The sequence below is a fragment of the Roseospira goensis genome, from assembly GCF_014197795.1.
In the GTDB taxonomy this organism is placed as follows: domain Bacteria; phylum Pseudomonadota; class Alphaproteobacteria; order Rhodospirillales; family Rhodospirillaceae; genus Rhodospira; species Rhodospira goensis.
Genome location: NZ_JACIGI010000009.1, coordinates 1 through 18495 on the forward strand (window position 1 = coordinate 1; position 18495 = coordinate 18495).

The 18495-nt window shown below is 70.4% G+C and carries 21 protein-coding genes; 6 read left to right on the forward strand and 15 right to left on the reverse strand.

Translation table 11 applies throughout. From position 1 onward, the window contains the following. The first annotated feature begins 87 nt into the window (after positions 1-87). Together GGD88_RS06850 and GGD88_RS06855 are read left to right on the forward strand one after the other, a co-directional pair. Positions 88-456, forward strand: a complete 369-nt coding sequence (locus GGD88_RS06850) for a DUF6338 family protein (protein ID WP_184433279.1) — start codon at positions 88-90, stop codon at positions 454-456. A gap of 9 nt (positions 457-465) precedes the next feature. Further along, positions 466-660, forward strand: coding sequence for a hypothetical protein (locus GGD88_RS06855; RefSeq protein WP_184433282.1), 195 nt, complete (start codon positions 466-468; stop codon positions 658-660). Between the two features lie 27 nt (positions 661-687). Here GGD88_RS06855 and GGD88_RS06860 read toward each other — a convergent pair whose 3' ends face one another. Beyond that, the gene (locus GGD88_RS06860; RefSeq protein ID WP_184433285.1) at positions 688-2136 is read right to left on the reverse strand and encodes an FAD-binding oxidoreductase; all 1449 of its coding nucleotides are present in this window, start codon (positions 2134-2136) and stop codon (positions 688-690) included. Further along, positions 2133-3050 carry a phosphoserine phosphatase SerB gene (gene serB / locus GGD88_RS06865; RefSeq protein ID WP_184433595.1) on the reverse strand — a complete coding sequence of 306 codons (918 nt, stop codon included), beginning with the start codon at positions 3048-3050 and terminating at the stop codon, positions 2133-2135. The genes GGD88_RS06860 and serB overlap by 4 nt, the downstream gene beginning before the upstream one ends. Positions 3051-3575: 525 nt before the next feature. Between serB and GGD88_RS06870 the strand changes: the two genes are divergently transcribed. Continuing rightward, positions 3576-4016, forward strand: a complete 441-nt coding sequence (locus GGD88_RS06870) for a type II toxin-antitoxin system RelE/ParE family toxin (protein ID WP_184433288.1) — start codon at positions 3576-3578, stop codon at positions 4014-4016. After that, positions 3961-4290: a helix-turn-helix domain-containing protein gene (locus GGD88_RS06875; RefSeq protein ID WP_184433291.1), complete on the forward strand. Its 330-nt coding sequence runs from the start codon at positions 3961-3963 to the stop codon at positions 4288-4290. Before GGD88_RS06870 ends, GGD88_RS06875 begins: the two co-directional genes overlap by 56 nt. Before the next feature lie 9 nt (positions 4291-4299). On the opposite strand, the gene ychF is transcribed toward GGD88_RS06875, so the two are convergent. From ychF to GGD88_RS06905, 6 genes are all read right to left on the reverse strand, one after another. Continuing rightward, entirely contained in the window at positions 4300-5403 is a 1104-nt protein-coding gene (gene ychF, locus GGD88_RS06880) for a redox-regulated ATPase YchF (protein WP_184433296.1), read from the reverse strand. A 127-nt stretch (positions 5404-5530) separates the two neighbouring features. After that, positions 5531-6076, reverse strand: coding sequence for a F0F1 ATP synthase subunit B family protein (locus tag GGD88_RS06885; RefSeq protein WP_425502577.1), 546 nt, complete (start codon positions 6074-6076; stop codon positions 5531-5533). Beyond that, the gene (locus tag GGD88_RS06890) at positions 6076-6567 is read right to left on the reverse strand and encodes a F0F1 ATP synthase subunit B family protein (RefSeq protein WP_184433299.1); all 492 of its coding nucleotides are present in this window, start codon (positions 6565-6567) and stop codon (positions 6076-6078) included. The genes GGD88_RS06885 and GGD88_RS06890 overlap by 1 nt, the downstream gene beginning before the upstream one ends. A gap of 217 nt (positions 6568-6784) precedes the next feature. Beyond that, complete coding sequence (locus tag GGD88_RS06895) at positions 6785-7009, reverse strand: ATP synthase subunit C family protein (protein ID WP_092784379.1); 225 nt, start codon at positions 7007-7009, stop codon at positions 6785-6787. Positions 7010-7156: 147 nt separating this feature from the next. After that, a complete protein-coding gene (locus GGD88_RS06900; protein WP_184433301.1) occupies positions 7157-7882 on the reverse strand; it encodes a F0F1 ATP synthase subunit A in 726 nt (241 codons plus the stop codon). Between the two features lie 115 nt (positions 7883-7997). Next, entirely contained in the window at positions 7998-8426 is a 429-nt protein-coding gene (locus tag GGD88_RS06905; protein ID WP_184433304.1) for an AtpZ/AtpI family protein, read from the reverse strand. Positions 8427-8810: 384 nt separating this feature from the next. Here GGD88_RS06905 and GGD88_RS06910 point away from each other — a divergent pair, with 384 nt between their 5' ends. Further along, positions 8811-10067, forward strand: coding sequence for a 6-phosphofructokinase (locus GGD88_RS06910; protein ID WP_184433307.1), 1257 nt, complete (start codon positions 8811-8813; stop codon positions 10065-10067). A 141-nt stretch (positions 10068-10208) separates the two neighbouring features. Here the strand turns inward: GGD88_RS06910 and ccoP are convergent, their stop codons facing one another. From ccoP to ccoN, 4 genes are read right to left on the reverse strand one after another with little or no spacing between them, the layout of a single operon-like run. Next, a complete protein-coding gene (gene ccoP / locus GGD88_RS06915) occupies positions 10209-11072 on the reverse strand; it encodes a cytochrome-c oxidase, cbb3-type subunit III (protein ID WP_184433310.1) in 864 nt (287 codons plus the stop codon). Continuing rightward, complete coding sequence (locus GGD88_RS06920) at positions 11056-11250, reverse strand: cbb3-type cytochrome oxidase subunit 3 (protein WP_246423628.1); 195 nt, start codon at positions 11248-11250, stop codon at positions 11056-11058. The genes ccoP and GGD88_RS06920 overlap by 17 nt, the downstream gene beginning before the upstream one ends. Before the next feature lie 51 nt (positions 11251-11301). Beyond that, on the reverse strand, positions 11302-12096 hold the full coding sequence (gene ccoO, locus GGD88_RS06925) for a cytochrome-c oxidase, cbb3-type subunit II (protein ID WP_184433313.1): 795 nt from the start codon (positions 12094-12096) through the stop codon (positions 11302-11304). Positions 12097-12108: 12 nt separating this feature from the next. Then, positions 12109-13611 (reverse strand): cytochrome-c oxidase, cbb3-type subunit I, encoded by a 1503-nt coding sequence (gene ccoN, locus GGD88_RS06930; protein ID WP_184433316.1) that lies wholly within the window; start codon positions 13609-13611, stop codon positions 12109-12111. 520 nt (positions 13612-14131) lie between these two features. Between ccoN and GGD88_RS06935 the strand changes: the two genes are divergently transcribed. Continuing rightward, entirely contained in the window at positions 14132-15361 is a 1230-nt protein-coding gene (locus tag GGD88_RS06935) for a class I SAM-dependent rRNA methyltransferase (RefSeq protein ID WP_184433319.1), read from the forward strand. 9 nt (positions 15362-15370) lie between these two features. On the opposite strand, the gene GGD88_RS06940 is transcribed toward GGD88_RS06935, so the two are convergent. From GGD88_RS06940 to GGD88_RS06950, 3 genes are all read right to left on the reverse strand, one after another. Next, positions 15371-16222 (reverse strand): fumarylacetoacetate hydrolase family protein, encoded by an 852-nt coding sequence (locus GGD88_RS06940; protein ID WP_184433322.1) that lies wholly within the window; start codon positions 16220-16222, stop codon positions 15371-15373. After that, positions 16219-17622: an amidase gene (locus GGD88_RS06945; RefSeq protein WP_246423629.1), complete on the reverse strand. Its 1404-nt coding sequence runs from the start codon at positions 17620-17622 to the stop codon at positions 16219-16221. The genes GGD88_RS06940 and GGD88_RS06945 overlap by 4 nt, the downstream gene beginning before the upstream one ends. 64 nt (positions 17623-17686) lie before the next feature. After that, entirely contained in the window at positions 17687-18232 is a 546-nt protein-coding gene (locus GGD88_RS06950; protein ID WP_184433325.1) for a hypothetical protein, read from the reverse strand. Between the last annotated feature and the right edge of the window lie 263 nt (positions 18233-18495).

Sequence of the window (18495 nt, forward strand, 5' to 3'; positions counted from 1 at the left end):
AACGGGGCCTCCCTGGCAGTCTGTGTCGTGTCGCAACTACCAGTGTGTCAGACCGTCCCGTTGTCCGCCCCTCCCCGATTTTCCGTCATGAACCTGTTTTTCGTTGTGGGCCCCACCGTAGTGGGCTTGCTCCTGGGGTACATCTATCAGCGGCAGATCCTGACCCGGCTTGTTCAGCGCATCGGCCTCAATCTCGTCACCCCGCTTCCCAGCGCCTGGGATGCCGCGTTCGGGCGGATCCAGGACCGTCCCTGGACATGGATCGTCGTCACCACCCACGACGACCGGAAGATCTACGGCCTGTTCGGCGGCGGATCATTGGCCTCGGGCGATCCAGACAACCGCGACATTTACATCGAACACATTGCGGACGAAGCTTTCCGACTGGAGGAACGCGAGCACGGCATCTGGATCGCAGCCAGCGAGATCAAGTTCGTCGAACTCATTCCGGATTGAGGAGGCCCCATGCTGAACGATCGACCGCGCGGCCCATTTCTCCGGCGCACCGGTGTCAAGGCTCTTGGCCTGTTGGAAACCGAGGTGATCGAACGCGGCGGCTACCGTCCCCCCCCGTCGTCCGAGGGGCCGAAGAACCCGCCGATACAATACACCAACCCGATCAAGCCGCCGCCGAAGCCGGACACGCCTGAGAAGCCGTGACGGCGGCGCACCGCCGCCGCACCGGCCCTACACCACCACCTTGCCGGGGTTGAACAGGCCGTCGGGATCGAGGGCGCGCTTGACCGTGCGCATCATCTCCAGCTCGACCGGCGCCTTCAGGCGCTCCAGTTCGGCCACCTTGATACGGCCGACGCCGTGCTCGGCGGCGATGGAGCCGTCCATCTCGGTGACGATGTCGTGGACGATGCGGTTCATCTCGTCCCAGCGGGCCAGATAGGCCGCCTTGTCCATGCCCGCCGGCTGGGTCAGGTTGTAGTGCACGTTGCCGTCACCGACGTGGCCGAAGGGGCACGGCCGCAGGCCCGGCAGGGCGGCGGTCACGGCCGCGTTGGCGCGGGCGATGAAGGCCGGGATGCGCGAGACCGGCAGCGAGACGTCGTGCTTGATCGAGCCGCCCTCGAAGCCCTGGGCCTCGCTCATCGACTCGCGCAGGCGCCACAACGCGGCCTGCTGGTCGAGGCTCTCGGCCAGCACCGCGTCCTGGATCAGGTCGGCCTCCAGGGCGGCGCCCAGCAGCGCCTCCAGGTCGTCGCGCACGCCGCCCTCGGCGCCGGCGCCGGGCCGGGCGCTCGACAGTTCGATCAGCACGTACCAGGGCCACGCCGCCTCCAGCGGATCGGCGCAGCCCGGCATGTGGCGGCAGGTGATCTCGATCCCGAAGCGGGGCATGAACTCGAACGCGGTGACGGCGTCGCCGGACCAGGCGCGGGCATGGCGCAGGAGCGCGGTGACCTTGTCCAGGTCGTCCAGCCCGCACAGCGCCGTCGCGGTGGCCACCGGCTTCGGGTACAGCCGCAGGGTGGCCGCGGTCACCAGCCCCAGCGTGCCTTCCGAGCCCACAAACAGGTGACGCAGGGCATAGCCCGCGTTGTCCTTGCCCAGGCGGCGCAGGCCGTGCCAGACGCGGCCGTCGGGCAGCACCACCTCCAGCCCCAGCACCTGGTCGCGGGTGTTGCCGTAGCGCAGTACGCCGGTCCCGCCGGCGTTGGCGGCGATGATGCCGCCCACCTGGCACGAGCCCTCGGCCGCCAGACTGACCGGGAACAGGCAGTCGGCGTCGGCGGCGGCCCGTTGCAGGTCGGCCAGCACCACCCCGGCCTCGACGGTGGCGGTCAGATTGACCGGATCGAGATCCCGGACCCGGTTCAGGCGGGCGGTGGAGAGCACCACCTCGCGGCCGTGCTCGAACGGCACGTTGCCGCCCACCAAGCCCGTGTTGCCGCCCTGCGGCACCATCGGCACGCCGGCGGCGTGACAGGCGGCGACGACGGCGGCGGCCTCCTCGGTAGAGGCCGGTTTCACCACCGCCCGCGCCCGGCCCTGGAACAGGCCGCGCGGCTCGGTCAGGTGCGGCGCCATGGCCTCTGGCGTGGTCAGCACCGCCGCCGGCCCGACGAGGGCGACGAGGCGGTCAAGGAAGGCGTCGGCGGTCGGGGCGGGGGTATCCGGGCTCATGGGGCGGGGTCCTCGGGCTCGACGAAGGCGTCGCGCGCATAGCCCTGCGCGTACAGCAGCGCGGTCAGGTCGCCGTGGCGCACCGCGGCGCGGACCTCGGCGGCGACGGCGGGGCGCGGGTGAAAGGCCACCCCCAGGCCGGCGGCCTGAAGCATGGGCACATCGTTGGCGCCGTCGCCCACCGCCAGAGTCCGCGCCAGGGGCAGGCGCAGGCGCCCGGCCTCGGCCACCAGAGTCTCCAGCTTGGCGCGGCGGTCGCGCACCGGCTCGACCACGGCGCCGGTCAGGCGGCCGTCGGCGATGACCACGTCGTTGGAGACATGGGCGTCGAAACCGCACCGGTCCACCACCCGGCCAGTGAAATAGCGGAACCCGCCGGAGACCAGCAGGCAGCGCGCGCCATGCGCCTTCATGGTGGCGACCAGGGCGCGGGCGCCGGGGGTCAGGCGGGTGTCGGCCCAGGTCTCGGCCAGGGCGGCCTCCGGCAGGCCGGCCAGCCTGCGCACGCGCTCCCGCAGCGCCTCGGCGAAGTCCAGTTCGCCGTTCATGGCCCGCGTGGTGATGGCGGCGATGGCGTCGCGCAGGCCAGCGTGGGCGGCCAGATCGTCCAGCGTCTCCGACGTGACGATGGTGGAATCCATGTCGGCCACCAACAGCGCCTTGCGCCGGTCCGGCCCGGCGATTTGGGCCAGCACGTCGACCGGGGCATCCCCCAGGGCGGCGCGGGCGGCGCCCTCCGCCTGCTCCGGCGCCAGCCCAGCGAAGGCCAGGTCGCAGGCCTCGCCCGGCGCCAGCCAGCGCGGGCGGTCGCCTTCCGCGCCCAGGTGATCGAGGGCGCGACGCACGGCGTCGACCCGCTCTGCCGTCAGGGCCGCGGATCCGGGGGCGGCGACCAGGGTCAGCACCCGGTCCAGGCCGCGCGCGCCGGGCGAGGGATCATCGTCGCCGGGGGCGCTCAGCGGGCGGCGGGCGGGGGACGGGGTCTCCAGGGACACGGACACGGGGCGGGGCTCCGTCGGTGGCGGGGCGGCCCGCGGCGCGCCACCCGGGGCGCGGCCGGCTCGGGCGAGGGACCTTTAGCGCGGATCGGGGCCGCATGGCAACGCGGTGGGTCGCTGGGGCGGACCAGGCGAGACTTCCAGGTGGACTTGATTGCGCGATCAAATGTGTATAGCTTGGTTATATGGCGCAATGAGGAAGGATGATCCAATGGCGTAGACGCTATTGATGTCAGGTTATGGGTGAAAAGCCCGCTTCGAACGTGAATCGGCTTTACATTATTGATTTTACAGCCGATTGCGACAAACCGAAATCGTGCCGCGATGCCGGTTCGTCGCAATCGGCTGTATGAAATCAGAATGCATCATTACAGATAAAGCATGAGTGAGATCAAGTCATGATAAACCACGCCAACTTGTATTCGTTAAGGAGTTCTCGGAATGCGCATTCTCGCGGTCCCAGCCTTTGCCCGTTGCCTCAAGTCTTTGGATTTCTCCGCCGCCGACGTCCGCGCAGCCATTGAAGACATGAACAACGGCCTTGTTCACGCCAATCTGGGAAGCGGCCTCTTCAAGCAACGCGTCGCCCGCCCCGGCACTGGCAAACGCGGCGGGCACAGGATCGTTCTGGCGTTCCGCGCCCACGACCGGGCGATTCTCCTGTACGGGTTTCCAAAGGCGAAACGGGCCACACTGTCCAAGGATGAGACGGCCGCCCTGAAGAAACTGGCGGCGAAGCTTCTCGCGTATGACGCATCCCAGATCGCGCGGGCGCTCCAATCCGGGGCCCTGGTCAAATTGGTTGAACACGATGAGTTTGCAGACAATGACCCAGACCAAACCGAAGGCCCAATCAAGCCCGATCCTGGAGATGGTCCATGAAACGGCCACGGGCTTGCACGAGGCCGGCCTTCTCGACACCGTCACGATGCGGGAGTTTGACGCCCTCTGCCTGCCGCCGCCCCCTGTGTTTACACCAGAGCGGATCCGGGCCTTGCGGGCCCGCTGCAACGTCAGTCAACCCGTGTTCGCGGCTTTCCTGAACGTGTCCAAGACGGCGATCGCGAGTTGGGAGTCGGGCGAAAAGAAGCCCGGCCCCACGGCTCGCAAACTGCTTGATCTCGTCGACCGCAAGGGACTCGACGTGCTGGCGTGAGGATGCGCCCTACACGTTGAACAGGAAGTGCAGGACATCGCCGTCCTGCACCACGTAGTCCTTGCCCTCGGACCGCATCTTGCCGGCGTCCTTGGCTCCCTGTTCGCCGCCGCAGGCGATGAAATCGGCGTAGGCGATGGTTTCGGCGCGGATGAAGCCGCGTTCGAAGTCGGTGTGGATGACCCCGGCGGCCTCGGGCGCCTTGGCACCGCGCCGCACGGTCCAGGCGCGGGCCTCCTTCGGCCCCACGGTGAAGAAGGTGAGCAGGTCCAGCAGGTCGTAGCCGGCGCGGATCACCCGCGTGAGGCCGGTCTCCTCCAGGCCCAGCTCGGCCAGGAAGGCCGCCTTCTCCTCGGCCTCGTCGAGCTGCGCCACCTCGGCCTCGATGGCGGCGGAGATGACGACACAGGCCGCCCCCTCGGCCGCCGCCTTCTCCTGCACCCGGGCCGACAGCGCGTTGCCGCCGGCGGCGCGGCCCTCCTCGACATTGCAGACATAGAGCACCGGCTTGGACGACAGCAGATTGAGCTGATGGAATTGCTTCAGCGCATCGGGGTCGTCGGGCCGCGCCATGCGCGCCGGCTTGCCCTCACGCAGCAGCGCCAGCACCGGCTCCATGACCGCGATCTGGGCCTTGGCGAGCGCGTCGCCGCCCTTGGCCTTCTTGCCCAGGGGGACGATGCGCTTCTCCAGGCTCTCCAGGTCGGCCAGCAGAAGCTCGGTCTCGATGGTCTCGGCGTCGCGGATCGGGTCCACCGTGCCGTCGACGTGGGTGACGTTCTCGTCCTCGAAGCAGCGCAGCACCGAGACGATGGCGTCGGTCTCGCGGATGTTGGCGAGGAACTGGTTGCCCAGGCCCTCGCCCTGCGAGGCGCCCCGCACCAGCCCGGCGATGTCGACGAACTCAAGCTGGGTCGGAATCACCTTGGCCGACTTCGCCAGGGCGGCGAGGTTGTCCAGACGGTCGTCCGGCACCGCGACCCGGCCCACGTTCGGCTCGATGGTGCAGAACGGGAAGTTGGCCGCCTGCGCCGCCGCGGTCGAGGTCAGGGCGTTGAACAGGGTGGACTTGCCCACGTTGGGCAGGCCGACGATGCCGCAGTTGAATCCCATCGCACGGTCTTCCGGTTGCCGGGGCGCGGCCCGGGCGGGTGGGTCGGAAAAGCGCCGGCCCGGAACCACCGGTCCCGGGCCGTGTCGCGTCGAAAGGGGGCGGGCGCGGGGCGCGGCCCGGTCCCGGTCAGTGCAGGCGCTGGAGCTGCGTCGGCAGGTCCCGGATGGCGGCGTCGACCAGATCCGCCTGGCGGCGCTCGTCCATACGCTCGGCGATCAGGCGCTCGGCGGCGGCCACGGCCACGTCGACCATCTGGGCGCGCACCTCGCGCACGGCCTGGGCCTCGGCCTGGGCGATGCGCTCCTCGGCCTGGGTCTCGCGTCGCGCGATGGTGGCCTCCAGGTCGGCGGCCGCCTGGGTGCGCAGGCGCTCGGCTTCGACCCGGGCGTGCTCGACGATCTCGTCGGCCGTCTTCAGCGCGTCCTTGTGCTTCTGCTCGTACTCGGCCAGCAGCGCCTGGGCCTCTTCGCGCAGCGTACGGGCCTCGTCCAGCTTGCTGCGGATGCGGTCGGCCCGGCCGTCCAGCGCCCCGGTGACCTTGCCCTGGGTCTTCCACCAGACGAAGCCCACCACGATCAGGAAGGCCGCCAGAACCCAGGTCTCGGCGTGGCTGAAGAAGCCGCCGGCCACGGCGGCGTGCTCGGCGTTTTCGGCGGCGAATGCCTCGAACATCAGCGGGCCTCCCGCATCACGGCGTCCACGGACGCCCGGGCGGCCGGCAGCGCGGCCGCCTCGCCCATCAGTTTGCCGGTCAGCGCCACGGTCACGTCGGCGGCGACGTCCTTGACCCCGTCCAGCGCCTCGGCGCGGGCGGCAGCGATCCGGGCCTCGCCCTCGTCAATGCGGCGGGCCAGCACCTCGCCGACCTCGCGGTTGCGCGCCTCGCTCTCGCGGCTGATCTCCTCGGCGGTCTCGCGCAGGATGGCCTGGGCCTTGCCACGGGCCTCGGCCAGGGCCGCCTCGTAGCTCTCGATGGCGGCGTCGGTGCGCGCCTTGAGGTCGGCCGCTTTGGCCAGGTCCTCGTCGATGGTGCGCTGACGGCTTTCCATGACGCCGCCCAGGCCGGGCATCACCAGTTTGACCACCAGCCGGTACAGCAGGAAAAAGAAGATGGCCAGCCAAAACAGCTGGGAGGGAAAGCTTGCGGGGTCGAACTGCGGCATCCTGGAGGACTCCCGGTCTTGCTCACGGCGCCTCCCGCCCCGATGCGATCCGGGGCGCGGCGGCGGCGGCCCGCGTGGCGGCCGCGGCGGGCGGCGGCCGGGCCGGGCCGGCATGGCGCGGGGCACCGCCACGGGCCGCCGGCCCCCGCGCGGCGGGCACCGGCGGGGCCGGACGGCGGCGGCACTGTGGGCGGGGCGGGCCCGCCCGCACCGCGCCTTAGCTGAACAGGACGATCAGCGCGACAACCAGGGCGAAGAGCGCGATGGCCTCGGTCACGGCGAAGCCGATCCAGCCGTACAGCTCGACATTCGATTTGGCGGCCGGGTTGCGACCGACGGTGGCGATCAGGTTGGCCCAGATGTTGCCCACACCGATACCGGACCCGATCATGCCGATGGCGGCCAGACCGGCACCAATCATCTTCGCGGCTTCAGCTTCCATGTTCCCAGGTTCCCTTGGTTGAGTCGGAGGACGGAGATTCTCTCGGGGTTCTCTCGGGGTCCGGCGTCCCGCCTGTGGGGACCGTGCGCGCCGGACCGGACGGGCCGATGCCCCGCGCGGGGCGGGCGCGCCGGCCGCCGATGGCGCCTAGTGCATGTGGATGGCGTCGTTCAGGTAGATGCAGGTCAGGATGACGAACACATAGGCCTGCAAGGCGGCGATGAAGAATTCCAGCACGGTGACGCCGATGACGGCGACGAACGGCACCACGCCGCCGACCACGCCCAGCGCGACCACGAACCCGGCCAGCACCTTCAGCATGATGTGACCGACCGTCATGTTGGCGAACAGTCGGACGGACAGGCTGAAGGGCCGCGACAGGTAGGAGATGATCTCGATGGGGATCAGGATCGGCGCGGTGGCGATGGGGGCGCCGTGCGGGAAGAACATGCGCAGATAGCCGACGCCGTGACGCATGAAGCCAATGACGGTCACCGCGATGAAGATGACCAAGGCGAGCGCGCCGGTGACGACGATGTGCGAGGTGAAGGTGAAGTTGCCCGGCACCATGCCCAGCAGGTTACCGAAGAACACGAACAGGAACAGGGCGAAGATGAAGGGGAAATAGCGCATCCCCTCCTTGCCGACATTGTCCCGCACCATGTTGGCGACGAATTCGTAGAACAGCTCGGCCAGCGACTGCATGCGCCCGGGCACCAGCGACAGCCGCCGCGTGCCGGCATAGAACAGCGCCGCCGACAGGCCGACGGCAAAGGCCATCGCCAGCGACGAGTTGGTGAAGGACAGATCGATAGGGCCCACGGCGATGGGCACGATCGGCTCGATCTGGAACTGCTCGACCGGATTCGCCACGCTCTTGGTTCCTTCACGCTCTGGTTGGCCCGTTGGTCGGCCCAGTGGTCGGCCCGTTGGTCGGTCCAGTGCCGGTTCGGCGTCGGTCCGGCTTGGGGCCGGGCCGACCGGGGTCTCAGTCCCGCCGCCGGGCCTTGCCGGCTTCGGGGTCGGCGGTGTCGCCGGCTGCGCGACGCGCCGCCTCCTCGCGTTCCTTGGCCTCGATGGCCCGGCCCAGCCCGACCGCCTCGTCCAGGCCCCGCACGACCCGGTAGACGGTGCTGACACCGGCGGCCGCGCCCAGGAACAGGAACACGACCATCAGGATCGGGGCGGTGCCCAGCCAGAGGTCCAGCAGGTAGCCGATGCCGGCACCGACCAGGACGGTGACCACCATCTCCAGGCCGATCCGCAGACCCAGCCCCATGCCGGTGCCGCGGGCCGGCCCATCGTCGGCCGCGTCCTCGTCCGCCGGCGTCGCCGCACTGCGCCCGCGACCGCGGGCGGCGCGGATGCGAGCCTCCAGGGCGTCGAGCGTCGAACGCGTGTCGCGGTCGTCGGTCACCGAAACCGCCTCATGCAAAAAAAACCAACCCTCTCCGCGCCGGCCCAGGCCACGAGCGGCCGGTCCAGCGGGCGGTGGGGGCCGGAAGCGCGGGCACCATAGTGAGCGGGCATTTTCCTGTCAAGCGCGCCCTCCCCGGCCGCATCAGCCGGCGCGGGACACCGGCCCGGGGAGCGCCAGGGCCGCGTGCGCGGTTGCGAAACGCGCGCCGGAAGCGCAGGATGAGCGCGCTTGGGCGCGGATGTCACGGGGTCCGCCGCCGGTCGGGGGCGTCCGTCCGGGGCCCACAACTTTCTCGCTATCGCCGCGCGGTCTGCTCGTGGCGAGTCCGTGAACCGGGGGCGAGAGCCCGAACAGAAGCCCGAACAGAAGGAGGCTACGGCCATGACCCATGGCAAGGTGCTGGTGGCGCAGGGGGGCGGGCCGACCGCCGTCATCAACCAGTCGCTGGTCGGCGCGGTGCTGGAATCGCGCAAGTTCCGGAACGTCGAGCGGGTGTACGGCGCCTTCCACGGGGTGCGTGGCATCGTCAACGAGGACTTCCTGGACCTGACGCAGGAGACCACCCACAACCTGGAAATGGTGGCGGATACGCCGTCCTCGGCGCTCGGCTCCACGCGCGACAAGCCCGACCTGGAGTACTGCAAGGAGATCTTCCGGGTCCTCCAGGCCCATGGGGTCGGCTTCTTCTTCTATGTCGGCGGCAACGACTCCTCCGATACGGTGCGCATCGTCTCGGAAGAGGCCCGCAAGGCCGACTACGATCTGAGCTGCATCCACATCCCGAAGACCATCGACAACGATCTGGTCATCAACGACCACACGCCGGGCTTTCCGTCGGCGGCGCGTTTCGTGGCGCAGGCCTTCATGGGGGTCAACCTGGACAACTGGGCGCTGCCCGGGGTGTACATCGGCGTCGTCATGGGGCGGCACGCGGGCTTCCTGACCGCGGCCTCGGCGCTGGGCAAGAAGTTCAACGAGGACGGCCCGCACCTGATCTACCTGCCGGAGCGGGAATTCAACGTCGACCGCTTCGTGTCCGAGGTCAAGGCGGTGCACGATCGCTACGGCCGCTGCGTGGTCGCGATCAGCGAGGGCATCCACGACGGCTCGGGCAACCCGATCATCACCCAGCTCGCCAAGCAGGTGGAGCGCGACGCCCACGGCAACGTGCAGCTCTCCGGCACCGGCGCGCTGGCCGATCTGCTGGTGCAGGTCGTCAAGGACAAGGCCGGCATCAAGCGGGTGCGTGGCGACACCCTGGGCTACCTGCAACGCTCGTTCGTCGGCTGCGTCTCGGACGTCGACCAGCGCGAGGCCCGCGAGGTGGGCGAGAAGGCGGTGCAGTACGCCATGTGGGGCGCCAAGAGCGGCTCGGTGACCATCCACCGCACCGGCTTCTACTCGGTGGACTACCAGCTCTCCGACCTGACCGCGGTCGCCGGCCGCACCCGGGTGATGCCGGACGAATTCATCGCCGACAGCAACAACGACGTCACCGACGCCTTCCGGCTGTACCTGCGCCCGCTGCTGGGCCGCGGCATGCCGGACGCCTACCGGCTGCGCTCCAGCAACTTCGTCGAACGGGTGCTGCACAAGGACAAACCCTGGACCAACGCGCCCTGGTCGACCGCGCTGTAGAGGCCACGGCGCGGGCCGTCGACCCGAAGCCGGTCCGCCACCGCAACCGCAAAAGCCCCCGCCGGGTCGAACCCGGCGGGGGCTTTGTCTTCGGGGCCGATCCGCGGACGGCGCGAGCGGCGCGAGCGGCGCGGGGCCGTGCTACTGCCCGCCGCCCAGGGAGTGGACGTAGACCGCGAGCTGCTTGATCTCCTCGTCGGAGAGGCGGTTCTCCCACGGCGGCATGACGCCGTGCGTCGGGTTCCGGACCTGGGCGGCGATATCCTCCTTGTCGCCGCCATACAGGAAGATCCGGTTGTTCAGCGGCGGACCGCCCAGCATGGCGTTGCCGCCGCCGTCGGGCCCGTGGCAACTGACGCACTGCTGCATGAACAGCGCCTGGCCCGGCCCTTCCGCCGGCGCCTCGCCGTGCGACAGGGCGTAGACGTAGCCGGCGACGGCCTCGATCTGCTCGTCGGTGAACCAGTCGTCGCCGAACGCCGGCATGTAGTTGATGCGCGTGTCCGGGTTGTCCTGGTCGCGGATGCCGTAGCGGATGGTGGCGAGAATGTCCTCGGGTGCGCCGCCCCAGATCCACTCGTCGTCGGCCAGGGTGGGGTAGCCGAAGGCGCCGGCGCCGCCGGTCTGGTGGCACGGCGCGCAGTTCTCCTTGAACAGCACCTCGCCGCCGCGCATGGCATAGCTGCGCAGGGTGTTGTCCTCCAGGATCGCCGGAACGTCCTTGGCGGCGATCTGGGTCAGCCACTCGGAGCGGGCGTCGCGCGCCTCGGCCAGGTCCTCGGTCAGCGCGGAGCGGGCGTTCCAGCCGGTCAGGCCCCCGAAGTAGCCCGCCATGGCCGGCCACGACGGATAGGCGACCGAATAGACGACCGACCAGGCAATGGTGGCATAGAACACCCACACCCACCACTTGGGCAGCGGCGTGTTCAGCTCCTTGATGCCGTCCCACTCGTGACCCGTGGTGTAGCGGCCGGTGATTTCGTCGCGCTCAGGATGATCGGCCATCGTCCTTGGTCTCCTCGCCCGTCTCGTCGTCCCGGAACGGGATCATGGCGTCGTCCTGGAAGCGGCCCTTGTTGCGCGGCCGGTAGGCCCACCAGACGATGCCGAGAAACAGCAGCATCAGCCACAGGCCCCAGAACTGCCGGAGGAAGTCCGAGATCTGGTCCAGCGACTCCATCATGGTCCTCCCCATGCCCGCGGCGGCCCCGGAGGGCGCGGCCGGCCCGGATCCTCAGCGGATCCACTCGGCCTTGCGGGTCTCGTCATAGTCGGTGAAGTCGACCATCGTGCCGAGCACCTGAAGGTAGGCGACCAGGGCGTCCATCTCGGTGATGACGTCCGGATTGCCGTCCAGGTCGCCCAGCGCCATGGTCGTGGTCTCGTCCTCGGCCCGGTCGGGACCGTAGGCGAAGTCGGAATAGCGGGCCACCAGGGCGTCGGTGTCGGCGCCCGGCGTGGCCTGCGCCTCCAGGTCGGCGATTGCGTTCTCGTAAGCCCCCTCGACCGGCCCGTACATCTCGCCGCGGCCCACCACGTCCAGCGTCTTCATGTGCGCGGCGATGGACCCGTACTCCAGCGGCGTCGTGGCGAGGTGCGGGTAGCCGGGCATGATCGACTCCGGCACCACCGAACGCGGGTCGATGAGGTGGCGGGTGTGCCACTCGTTCGAGTACTTGCCGCCCACCCGCGCCAGGTCCGGCCCGGTCCGCTTGGAGCCCCACTGGAACGGATGGTCGAACTTGCTTTCGGCGGCCAGGGAGTAGTGGCCGTAGCGCTCGATCTCGTCGCGGAACGGCCGCACCATCTGGCTGTGGCAGTTGTAGCAGCCCTCGCTGATGTAGATGTCGCGCCCGGCCAGCTCCAGCGGGGTGTAGGGGCGGATGCCGCGCACGTTCTCGATCGTCGACTTGATCGAGAACAGCGGCACGATCTCCACCAGCCCGCCGACGGCGACCGTGACGAAAATGCCCAGAACCAGCAGGAAGACGTTGGTCTCGAGCAGCTTGTGGTGCTTGATCAGGCTCACCGTCCCGCTCCCTTACTGCCGCACGCCGACGGCGGCCCCGGCCGGGACGCTGTCCTGCGCGCCTTCGGCCACGTCGCCCTTGATGGTGCGATAAAGGTTGTAGGCCATGATCAGCGCGCCGGCGACGAACAGGACGCCACCGGTGGCGCGGATGATGTAGTACGGATGCATGGCCTCGACCGACTCGATGAACGAGTACTGCAGAAAGCCCAGCTCGTCATAGGCGCGCCACATCAGGCCCTGCATGATGCCCGACACCCACATCGAGGTGATGTAAAGCACGATGCCCAGGGTGGCGATCCAGAAGTGCAGCGAGACCAGCCGCAGCGAATACAGGGAACGGCGCTTCCACAGGGCGGGAACCATGAAGTACAGGGCGCCGAAGGAGATGAAGGCGACCCAGCCGAGCGCGCCGGAGTGCACGTGACCCACCGTCCAGTCCGTGTAGTGCGACAGCGAGTTCACGGCCTTCACCGACATCATCGGCCCCTCGAAGGTCGACATGCCATAGAAGCCCACCGAGACCACCAGGAAGCGCAGCACCGGATCCGTGCGCAGCTTGTCCCAGGCCCCCGACAGCGTCATCAGGCCGTTGATCATGCCGCCCCAGGACGGCATCCACAGCATCACCGAGAACACCATGCCCAGCGTCTGCGCCCAGTCCGGCAGCGCGGTGTAGTGCAGGTGGTGCGGCCCGGCCCAGATGTAGAGGAAGATCAGCGCCCAGAAGTGCACGATCGACAGCCGGTAGGAATAGATCGGACGGTTGGCCTGCTTCGGCACGAAGTAGTACATGATGGCGAGGAAGCCGGCCGTCAGGAAGAAGCCGACCGCGTTGTGCCCATACCACCACTGTGTCATCGCGTCCTGCACGCCCGAGAACAGGCTGTAGGACTTCCACCACGTGTCGCCGCCCAGCAGCGCCACCGGCACCGCCATGTTGTTGCCCAGGTGCAGCAGCGCGATGGTGATGATGAACGCCAGGTAGAACCAGTTGGCGACGTAGATGTGGGGCTCGCGGCGCTTGAGGATGGTGCCGACGAAGGCCGCCAGGTACAGCACCCAGACCACCGTCAGGAACAGGTCGACGTACCATTCCGGCTCGGCGTACTCGCGGCTCTGGGTCACGCCGAACAGGTAGCCCACCGCCGCCAGGACGATGAAGATCTGATAGCCCCAGAACAGGATGTGCCCCATCACGTCGCCGCCGTACAGCCGCGCCCGACAGGTGCGCTGCACCACGTAGAGCGAGGTCGCCAGCAGCACGTTGCCGCCGAAGGCGAAGATCACCGCGGACGTGTGCAGCGGCCGCAGGCGGCCGAAGGTGGTCCACGGCAGATCGAAGTTGAGCGCCGGGAAGGCGAGCTGCCAGGCGATGAAGTCGCCCACCAGGAAGCCCACGATGCCCCAGAACACCGAGGCCAGCACGAACAGCCGCACCGGCCCCTCGACGTAGGATGTGCCGTCCGCACGGGCGCCGGAGACTGCGCCTTGTGCCGTGGTCGCCTGCGTCACTGCCACCTCCCGTCTCGCCCCGCCCGGCGGCGCCGGGCCATGGTCGGTGCCCGGCAGCGCCGGGCCATGCTCAACGCCCGGCCAAGCGCCGGGCCATGCTCAACGCCCGGCAGCGCCGGGCCATGCTCAACGCCCGGCAGCGCCGGGGTATCCGCCAGGCCCGGCGCGCTTGGCCGGGTCTGCTTGGCGTCCGGTCCCGGTCAGGGACCGCGCCGCGCCCGCGGTGGACCACCGTCGACCACCGCCGGGGCGCATGCGGTTCCGGATCCTTGCCGACCAAGGCCCCGGCGCCGCGAACCGATGCGCGGGCAACCGACCCACCCGTTTGACCAGGGCGACTATCCCGCCGCGACCGGACCCGGCCATTGATCTGAATCAAAACTCCGACGAATTGGAGGACTCTCTGCCCTTTGATTGAACCCTCGCCCTCTGCGGTCGCCTATCGCGAGTGGCGCCGCGGCGCCCTTGCGCCCGCCGCCACCCCGTCTATGGTGACGCCCCGCTGCGAAAGGATGCCCCGATGACCGCACCCGAGACTCCGTCCGACCCGGCCGCGCCCACGCCGCCCCATCCGCGCGTGCGCCTTCTGCCCGGGCGCTCGACCCGGCTGCGCCGGGGCCACCCCTGGGTCTACTCCAACGAGGTCGCCATGACCGCGGAGGCCAAGGCGCTGCCGCCCGGCACGGTGGTCACGGTGCAGGACGCCGGGGACGAGGCGCTGGCGACCGCGCTGTTCAACCCGCATTCCCTCATCGCGCTCCGGGTCATCGTAGACCGCCCGGACGCCGCGGTCGATACGGACCTGATCGCGGCGCGCCTGCATCGGGCGCTGACCCTGCGCGCGACCCTGGTGGACGGCCCCTGCTACCGGCTGGTGCATGCCGAGGCCGACGGCCTGCCGGGCCTGATCGTCGACCGCTTCGGCGACTGGCTGGCGGTGCAGGCCAACAGCGCCGGCATGGAGCGGCTGCTGCCACAGGTGCTGGCGGCGCTCGACCGGGTGTTGGCGCCGCGCGGCATCGTCGTGCGCGACGACACCACCGGCCGCACCCTGGAGGGACTGCCGGCCGAGGGCTACCGCCTGCACGGCGCCACGCCCGACGGGCCGGTGCCGGTGATCGAGCGCGGCGTGCGCTACCGCGCCGACCTGCTGGGCGGGCAGAAGACCGGCTGGTACCACGACCAGCGCGACAACCACGCCCTGGTGGCGGGGTTGGCCCAGGGGCGCACGGTGCTGGACGTGTACAGCCACAGCGGCGGCTTCGGGCTCGCCTGCGCGGTGGCCGGGGCCAGCCGGGTGCTGTGCGTGGACTCGGCGGCGCCGGCGCTGGCGCTGGCGGCCGCGGCGGCGGCCGACAACGGCGTCGCGGATCGGGTCGAGACCCGCGAGGCCGAGGCCTTCGGCGCCATGGCCGCGCTGGCCCGGGACGGCGCCCGCTTCGGCGTGGTGGTCTGCGACCCGCCCAGCTTCGTCAAGTCCCGCAAGGACCTGGCGACGGGCGCCAAGGGCTACCGCAAGATGGCGCGCCGCGCCGCCGCGCTGGTGGAGCCGGGCGGGTTCCTGTTCGCCGCCTCGTGCTCGCACAACATGCCGGCCGACCGCTTCCTGCAGGAGATCACCAAGGGCCTGGCCCAGGGCGGGCGCGGCGGGCGCATCCTGGCGCAGACCGGGGCGGCGCTCGACCATCCGCTGCACCCCGCCTTGCCCGAATCGGCCTACCTCAAGGGTGTGCTGCTGGCGGTGGACTGATCCCCGGGGCTACGCGGCGTCGTCCGCCACCACGGTGGTCTCCTGCACCCCCAGGCCGTCGATGCCCAGGCGCAAATGGTTGCCGGGCTTGAGGTAGACGCGCGGCCGCCGGCCCATGCCGACGCCCGGCGGCGTGCCCGTGGCGATGACGTCGCCCGGGTGCAGGGTCATGAGCTGACTCAGGTACGACACCAGAAAGGCCACGCCATAGACCATGGTCGTGGTCCGGCCGTCCTGCATGCGCTGGCCGTCCAGGTCCAGCCACAGCCGCAGCGCCTGCGGATTGCGCACCGCCTCGCGGGTGACCAGCCAGGGGCCCAGCGGGCAGAAGGTGTCGCAGCTCTTGCCCTTGGTCCACTGCCCGGCGCGGCGGATCTGGTAGTCGCGTTCGGAGACGTCGTTGACCACGCAGTAGCCGGCGACGTGGTCCAGCGCCGCCGCCTCGTCGACGTATTTCGCCGGGGCGCCGATGACCACGCCCAGTTCGACCTCCCAGTCGGTGGCCTCCGAGCCGCGCGGCAGCCGGATGGGATCGTTCGGGCCGCAAATGGCGCTGGTCGCCTTCATGAACAGGACCGGCTCCGGGGGCACCTCGCCGCCGGTCTCGGCGGCATGGTCGGCGTAGTTCAGGCCGATGGCCATCACCTTGCCGACGCCGCCCACCGGCGGCCCCAGGCGCACGTCGGCCGGCACCTGCGGCAGCCGGCTCCAGTCCAGCGCGCGCAGGCGCGCCAGCCCGTCCGGCGTCAGCGTGGCCCCGGCGATGTCGTCGACATGGGCCGACAGGTCGCGCGGGCGGCCGTCGGGGTCGATCAGGCCGGGCCGTTCCTGGCCCGGCGGGCCGAAGCGGATCAGTTTCATGGGCTCTCCTCGGGTCCCGCGGGTCCATCCGGTCGGGGCGCCACCACCGCCTCGACCGCCCGGGCGACGGTGAGCAGGCGGCGGTCCGCCCCCGGGCCGGCGGCCAGCATCAGGCCGACCGGCGCCGCGCCGGCGTCGTGGCAGGGCACGGACACCGCGCAGCCGTCGACGAAATTCACCAAAGACGGGTTGCGCAGCATCAGCATGTTGAGGCGGGCATAGTCGGCGTCCCGGCGCAGGTCGTCCAGCGCCGGCGCCACCATCGGCGTGGTGGGCCACACCAGGGCATCGAACGGGGCCTGGGCGACCTGCACCCGGGCGGCGATGTCGCGCCGGGCGCGCTGCACGTCGACCAGGTCGGCGGCGCCCAGGGCCGCGCCGCGCTCGATGCGCACCCGCACCCGCGGATCGTAGGCGTCGCCGGCCTCGGCCAGGCGGGCGCGGTGGATGGCGAAGGACTCCGCCGCCGCCAGCCCGCCGCCGGCGTTGACCGCCAGCACCTCGGCGAAGGCGGGCAGCGGCAGGTCGACGAGGCGCGCGCCGGCCGCCGACAGCCGCGCCAGCGCCCGCTCGAAGGCCGCCGCCACGGGCGCATCGAGGTCGTCCAGAACCACCGTCTGCGGCACCGCGAGGCGCAGGCCCGCGGCGTCCACGCGCGGCAGCGGTGGCGCCATGGGATGACCCGCCAGCACCGCGTCCAGCCACGCGCAACAGTCCACGGACCGGCCCAGCGGCCCCACCGAATCCAGGCTGTAGGACAGCGGGAACACGCCCTCGGTGGGCACCCGGCGCGCCGTCGGCTTGAACCCCACCAGCCCGCACAGCGCCGCCGGGATGCGGCACGAGCCGCCGGTGTCGGTGCCGAGCGCGGCATGGGCCAGGCCATCGCTGAGCGACACCGCCGCCCCCGACGACGACCCGCCGGGGATGCGTCCGGTGGCGCGGTCCCAGGGGTTCAGCGGGGTGCCATGGTGCGGGTTGAGGCCGACGCCGGAGAAGGCGAACTCGGTCATGTTGGTGCGCCCGAGCACCACCAGCCCGGCGGCGCGCAGCCGGGCCACCGCCGGCGCATCGCGGGCCGCCGGCGGCGCCGCCGCCAGCACCCGGGCGCCGGCCCGGGTGACATGGCCGGCCTCGTCGAACAGGTCCTTGACCGACACCGGCACGCCGGCCAGCGGGTGCGGCACCTGCCCGGCGCGGCGCAACGTATCATGGGCATCGGCCGCCTGGCGGGCCACGGCGGCGTGCAGCTTCAGGTAAACCCTCTGCCCCTGCCCGCCCGGATCGGCGATCCGCTCCAGGCAGGCCTCCACCAGCGCCCGGCTGGTCGTCTCTCCCCGCTCCAGCGCCCGGGCCAGGGCCGGCAACGTCGGCATCCGCTCCATCACGACCGCATCCATCCCCCCGTCCGCGTCCGGCCGCCAAGCCTAACCGGTCGGCCGGACGCTGGGAAGTGGGCCGCGCCTATTGGAAGTAGCGGGCCGGGATGGTGTCCTCCTCGCCCCAGTCGAAGCCGGAGAACTCGCCGGCCTTCTGGCGCTCGGCCTGGGACAGGCCGCACGCCTTCAGCAGGCTGTTGACCCAGGCCGCGCAGTTCTCGTCGAGCAGGCTGTAGGGGATCGGCGTCTTGGCCTCATTCTTCTTGTAGTGCTCGGCGCGGGTCAGGATCTCCTTGACGAAGGCGTCGAGCGTCCGCCCGCCGGGCGGCTTGAGCGCGTGCCGCTCCAGGTCGAAGTCGGCCCACTTGGCGGCGGCGCGTTTCGGGTTGAGCACCTCCTTGACGGCCTCCACGTCGGAGGTCTCGTTGTACTGGACCAGCAGCCGGCTGGTGCCGCCCTTGGTCTTTTTGAAGGCGCCGATGGTGAAGAACTGGCTGCCGCTGAACGACTGCCACGTCACGTTCATGGTGGAGGTGATCCTGGGCGTGCCCTGCACCACAAGGATGAAATGGTGATTGCCCCAGGGCGACCCGGCAAGATCGCGCGCGCACCAGTAGACCTTGGCCGTCATGACCGTTCCCTCCCGCAGCCCGATGTCCTGGATTGAAAAAATTGACCCTCATGTCGCGCCGGGATTGGATATCCAGACTGGATTTCCTGCGATATCCGCACGGGGGCGACACAAGGACTGGGCGGAGCGGACCGATCTCCACGCCAACCCCCGCTCATTACAGTACGGCAACACTTCGGCTGGCGGAAGTCGGTTGCCGGCCCTGATCGCCCTCGGGGGCCTGGATCGGGGGGCTGGATCGGGAGCCTGGATCGGGGGCCTGG

Bases quoted from the DNA above. Each gene is read 5' to 3' on its own strand.
- GGD88_RS06850 (WP_184433279.1), top strand. From the start codon at position 88: ATGAACCTGTTTTTCGTTGTGGGCCCCACCGTAGTGGGCTTGCTCCTG.
- GGD88_RS06855 (WP_184433282.1), top strand. From the start codon at position 466: ATGCTGAACGATCGACCGCGCGGCCCATTTCTCCGGCGCACCGGTGTC.
- GGD88_RS06860 (WP_184433285.1), bottom strand. From the start codon at position 2,136: ATGAGCCCGGATACCCCCGCCCCGACCGCCGACGCCTTCCTTGACCGC.
- GGD88_RS06870 (WP_184433288.1), top strand. From the start codon at position 3,576: ATGCGCATTCTCGCGGTCCCAGCCTTTGCCCGTTGCCTCAAGTCTTTG.
- GGD88_RS06875 (WP_184433291.1), top strand. From the start codon at position 3,961: ATGACCCAGACCAAACCGAAGGCCCAATCAAGCCCGATCCTGGAGATG.
- ychF (WP_184433296.1), bottom strand. From the start codon at position 5,403: ATGGGATTCAACTGCGGCATCGTCGGCCTGCCCAACGTGGGCAAGTCC.
- GGD88_RS06885 (WP_425502577.1), bottom strand. From the start codon at position 6,076: ATGTTCGAGGCATTCGCCGCCGAAAACGCCGAGCACGCCGCCGTGGCC.
- GGD88_RS06890 (WP_184433299.1), bottom strand. From the start codon at position 6,567: ATGCCGCAGTTCGACCCCGCAAGCTTTCCCTCCCAGCTGTTTTGGCTG.
- GGD88_RS06895 (WP_092784379.1), bottom strand. From the start codon at position 7,009: ATGGAAGCTGAAGCCGCGAAGATGATTGGTGCCGGTCTGGCCGCCATC.
- GGD88_RS06910 (WP_184433307.1), top strand. From the start codon at position 8,811: ATGACCCATGGCAAGGTGCTGGTGGCGCAGGGGGGCGGGCCGACCGCC.
- ccoP (WP_184433310.1), bottom strand. From the start codon at position 11,072: ATGGCCGATCATCCTGAGCGCGACGAAATCACCGGCCGCTACACCACG.
- GGD88_RS06920 (WP_246423628.1), bottom strand. From the start codon at position 11,250: ATGATGGAGTCGCTGGACCAGATCTCGGACTTCCTCCGGCAGTTCTGG.
- GGD88_RS06935 (WP_184433319.1), top strand. From the start codon at position 14,132: ATGACCGCACCCGAGACTCCGTCCGACCCGGCCGCGCCCACGCCGCCC.
- GGD88_RS06940 (WP_184433322.1), bottom strand. From the start codon at position 16,222: ATGAAACTGATCCGCTTCGGCCCGCCGGGCCAGGAACGGCCCGGCCTG.
- GGD88_RS06945 (WP_246423629.1), bottom strand. From the start codon at position 17,622: ATGGATGCGGTCGTGATGGAGCGGATGCCGACGTTGCCGGCCCTGGCC.
- GGD88_RS06950 (WP_184433325.1), bottom strand. From the start codon at position 18,232: ATGACGGCCAAGGTCTACTGGTGCGCGCGCGATCTTGCCGGGTCGCCC.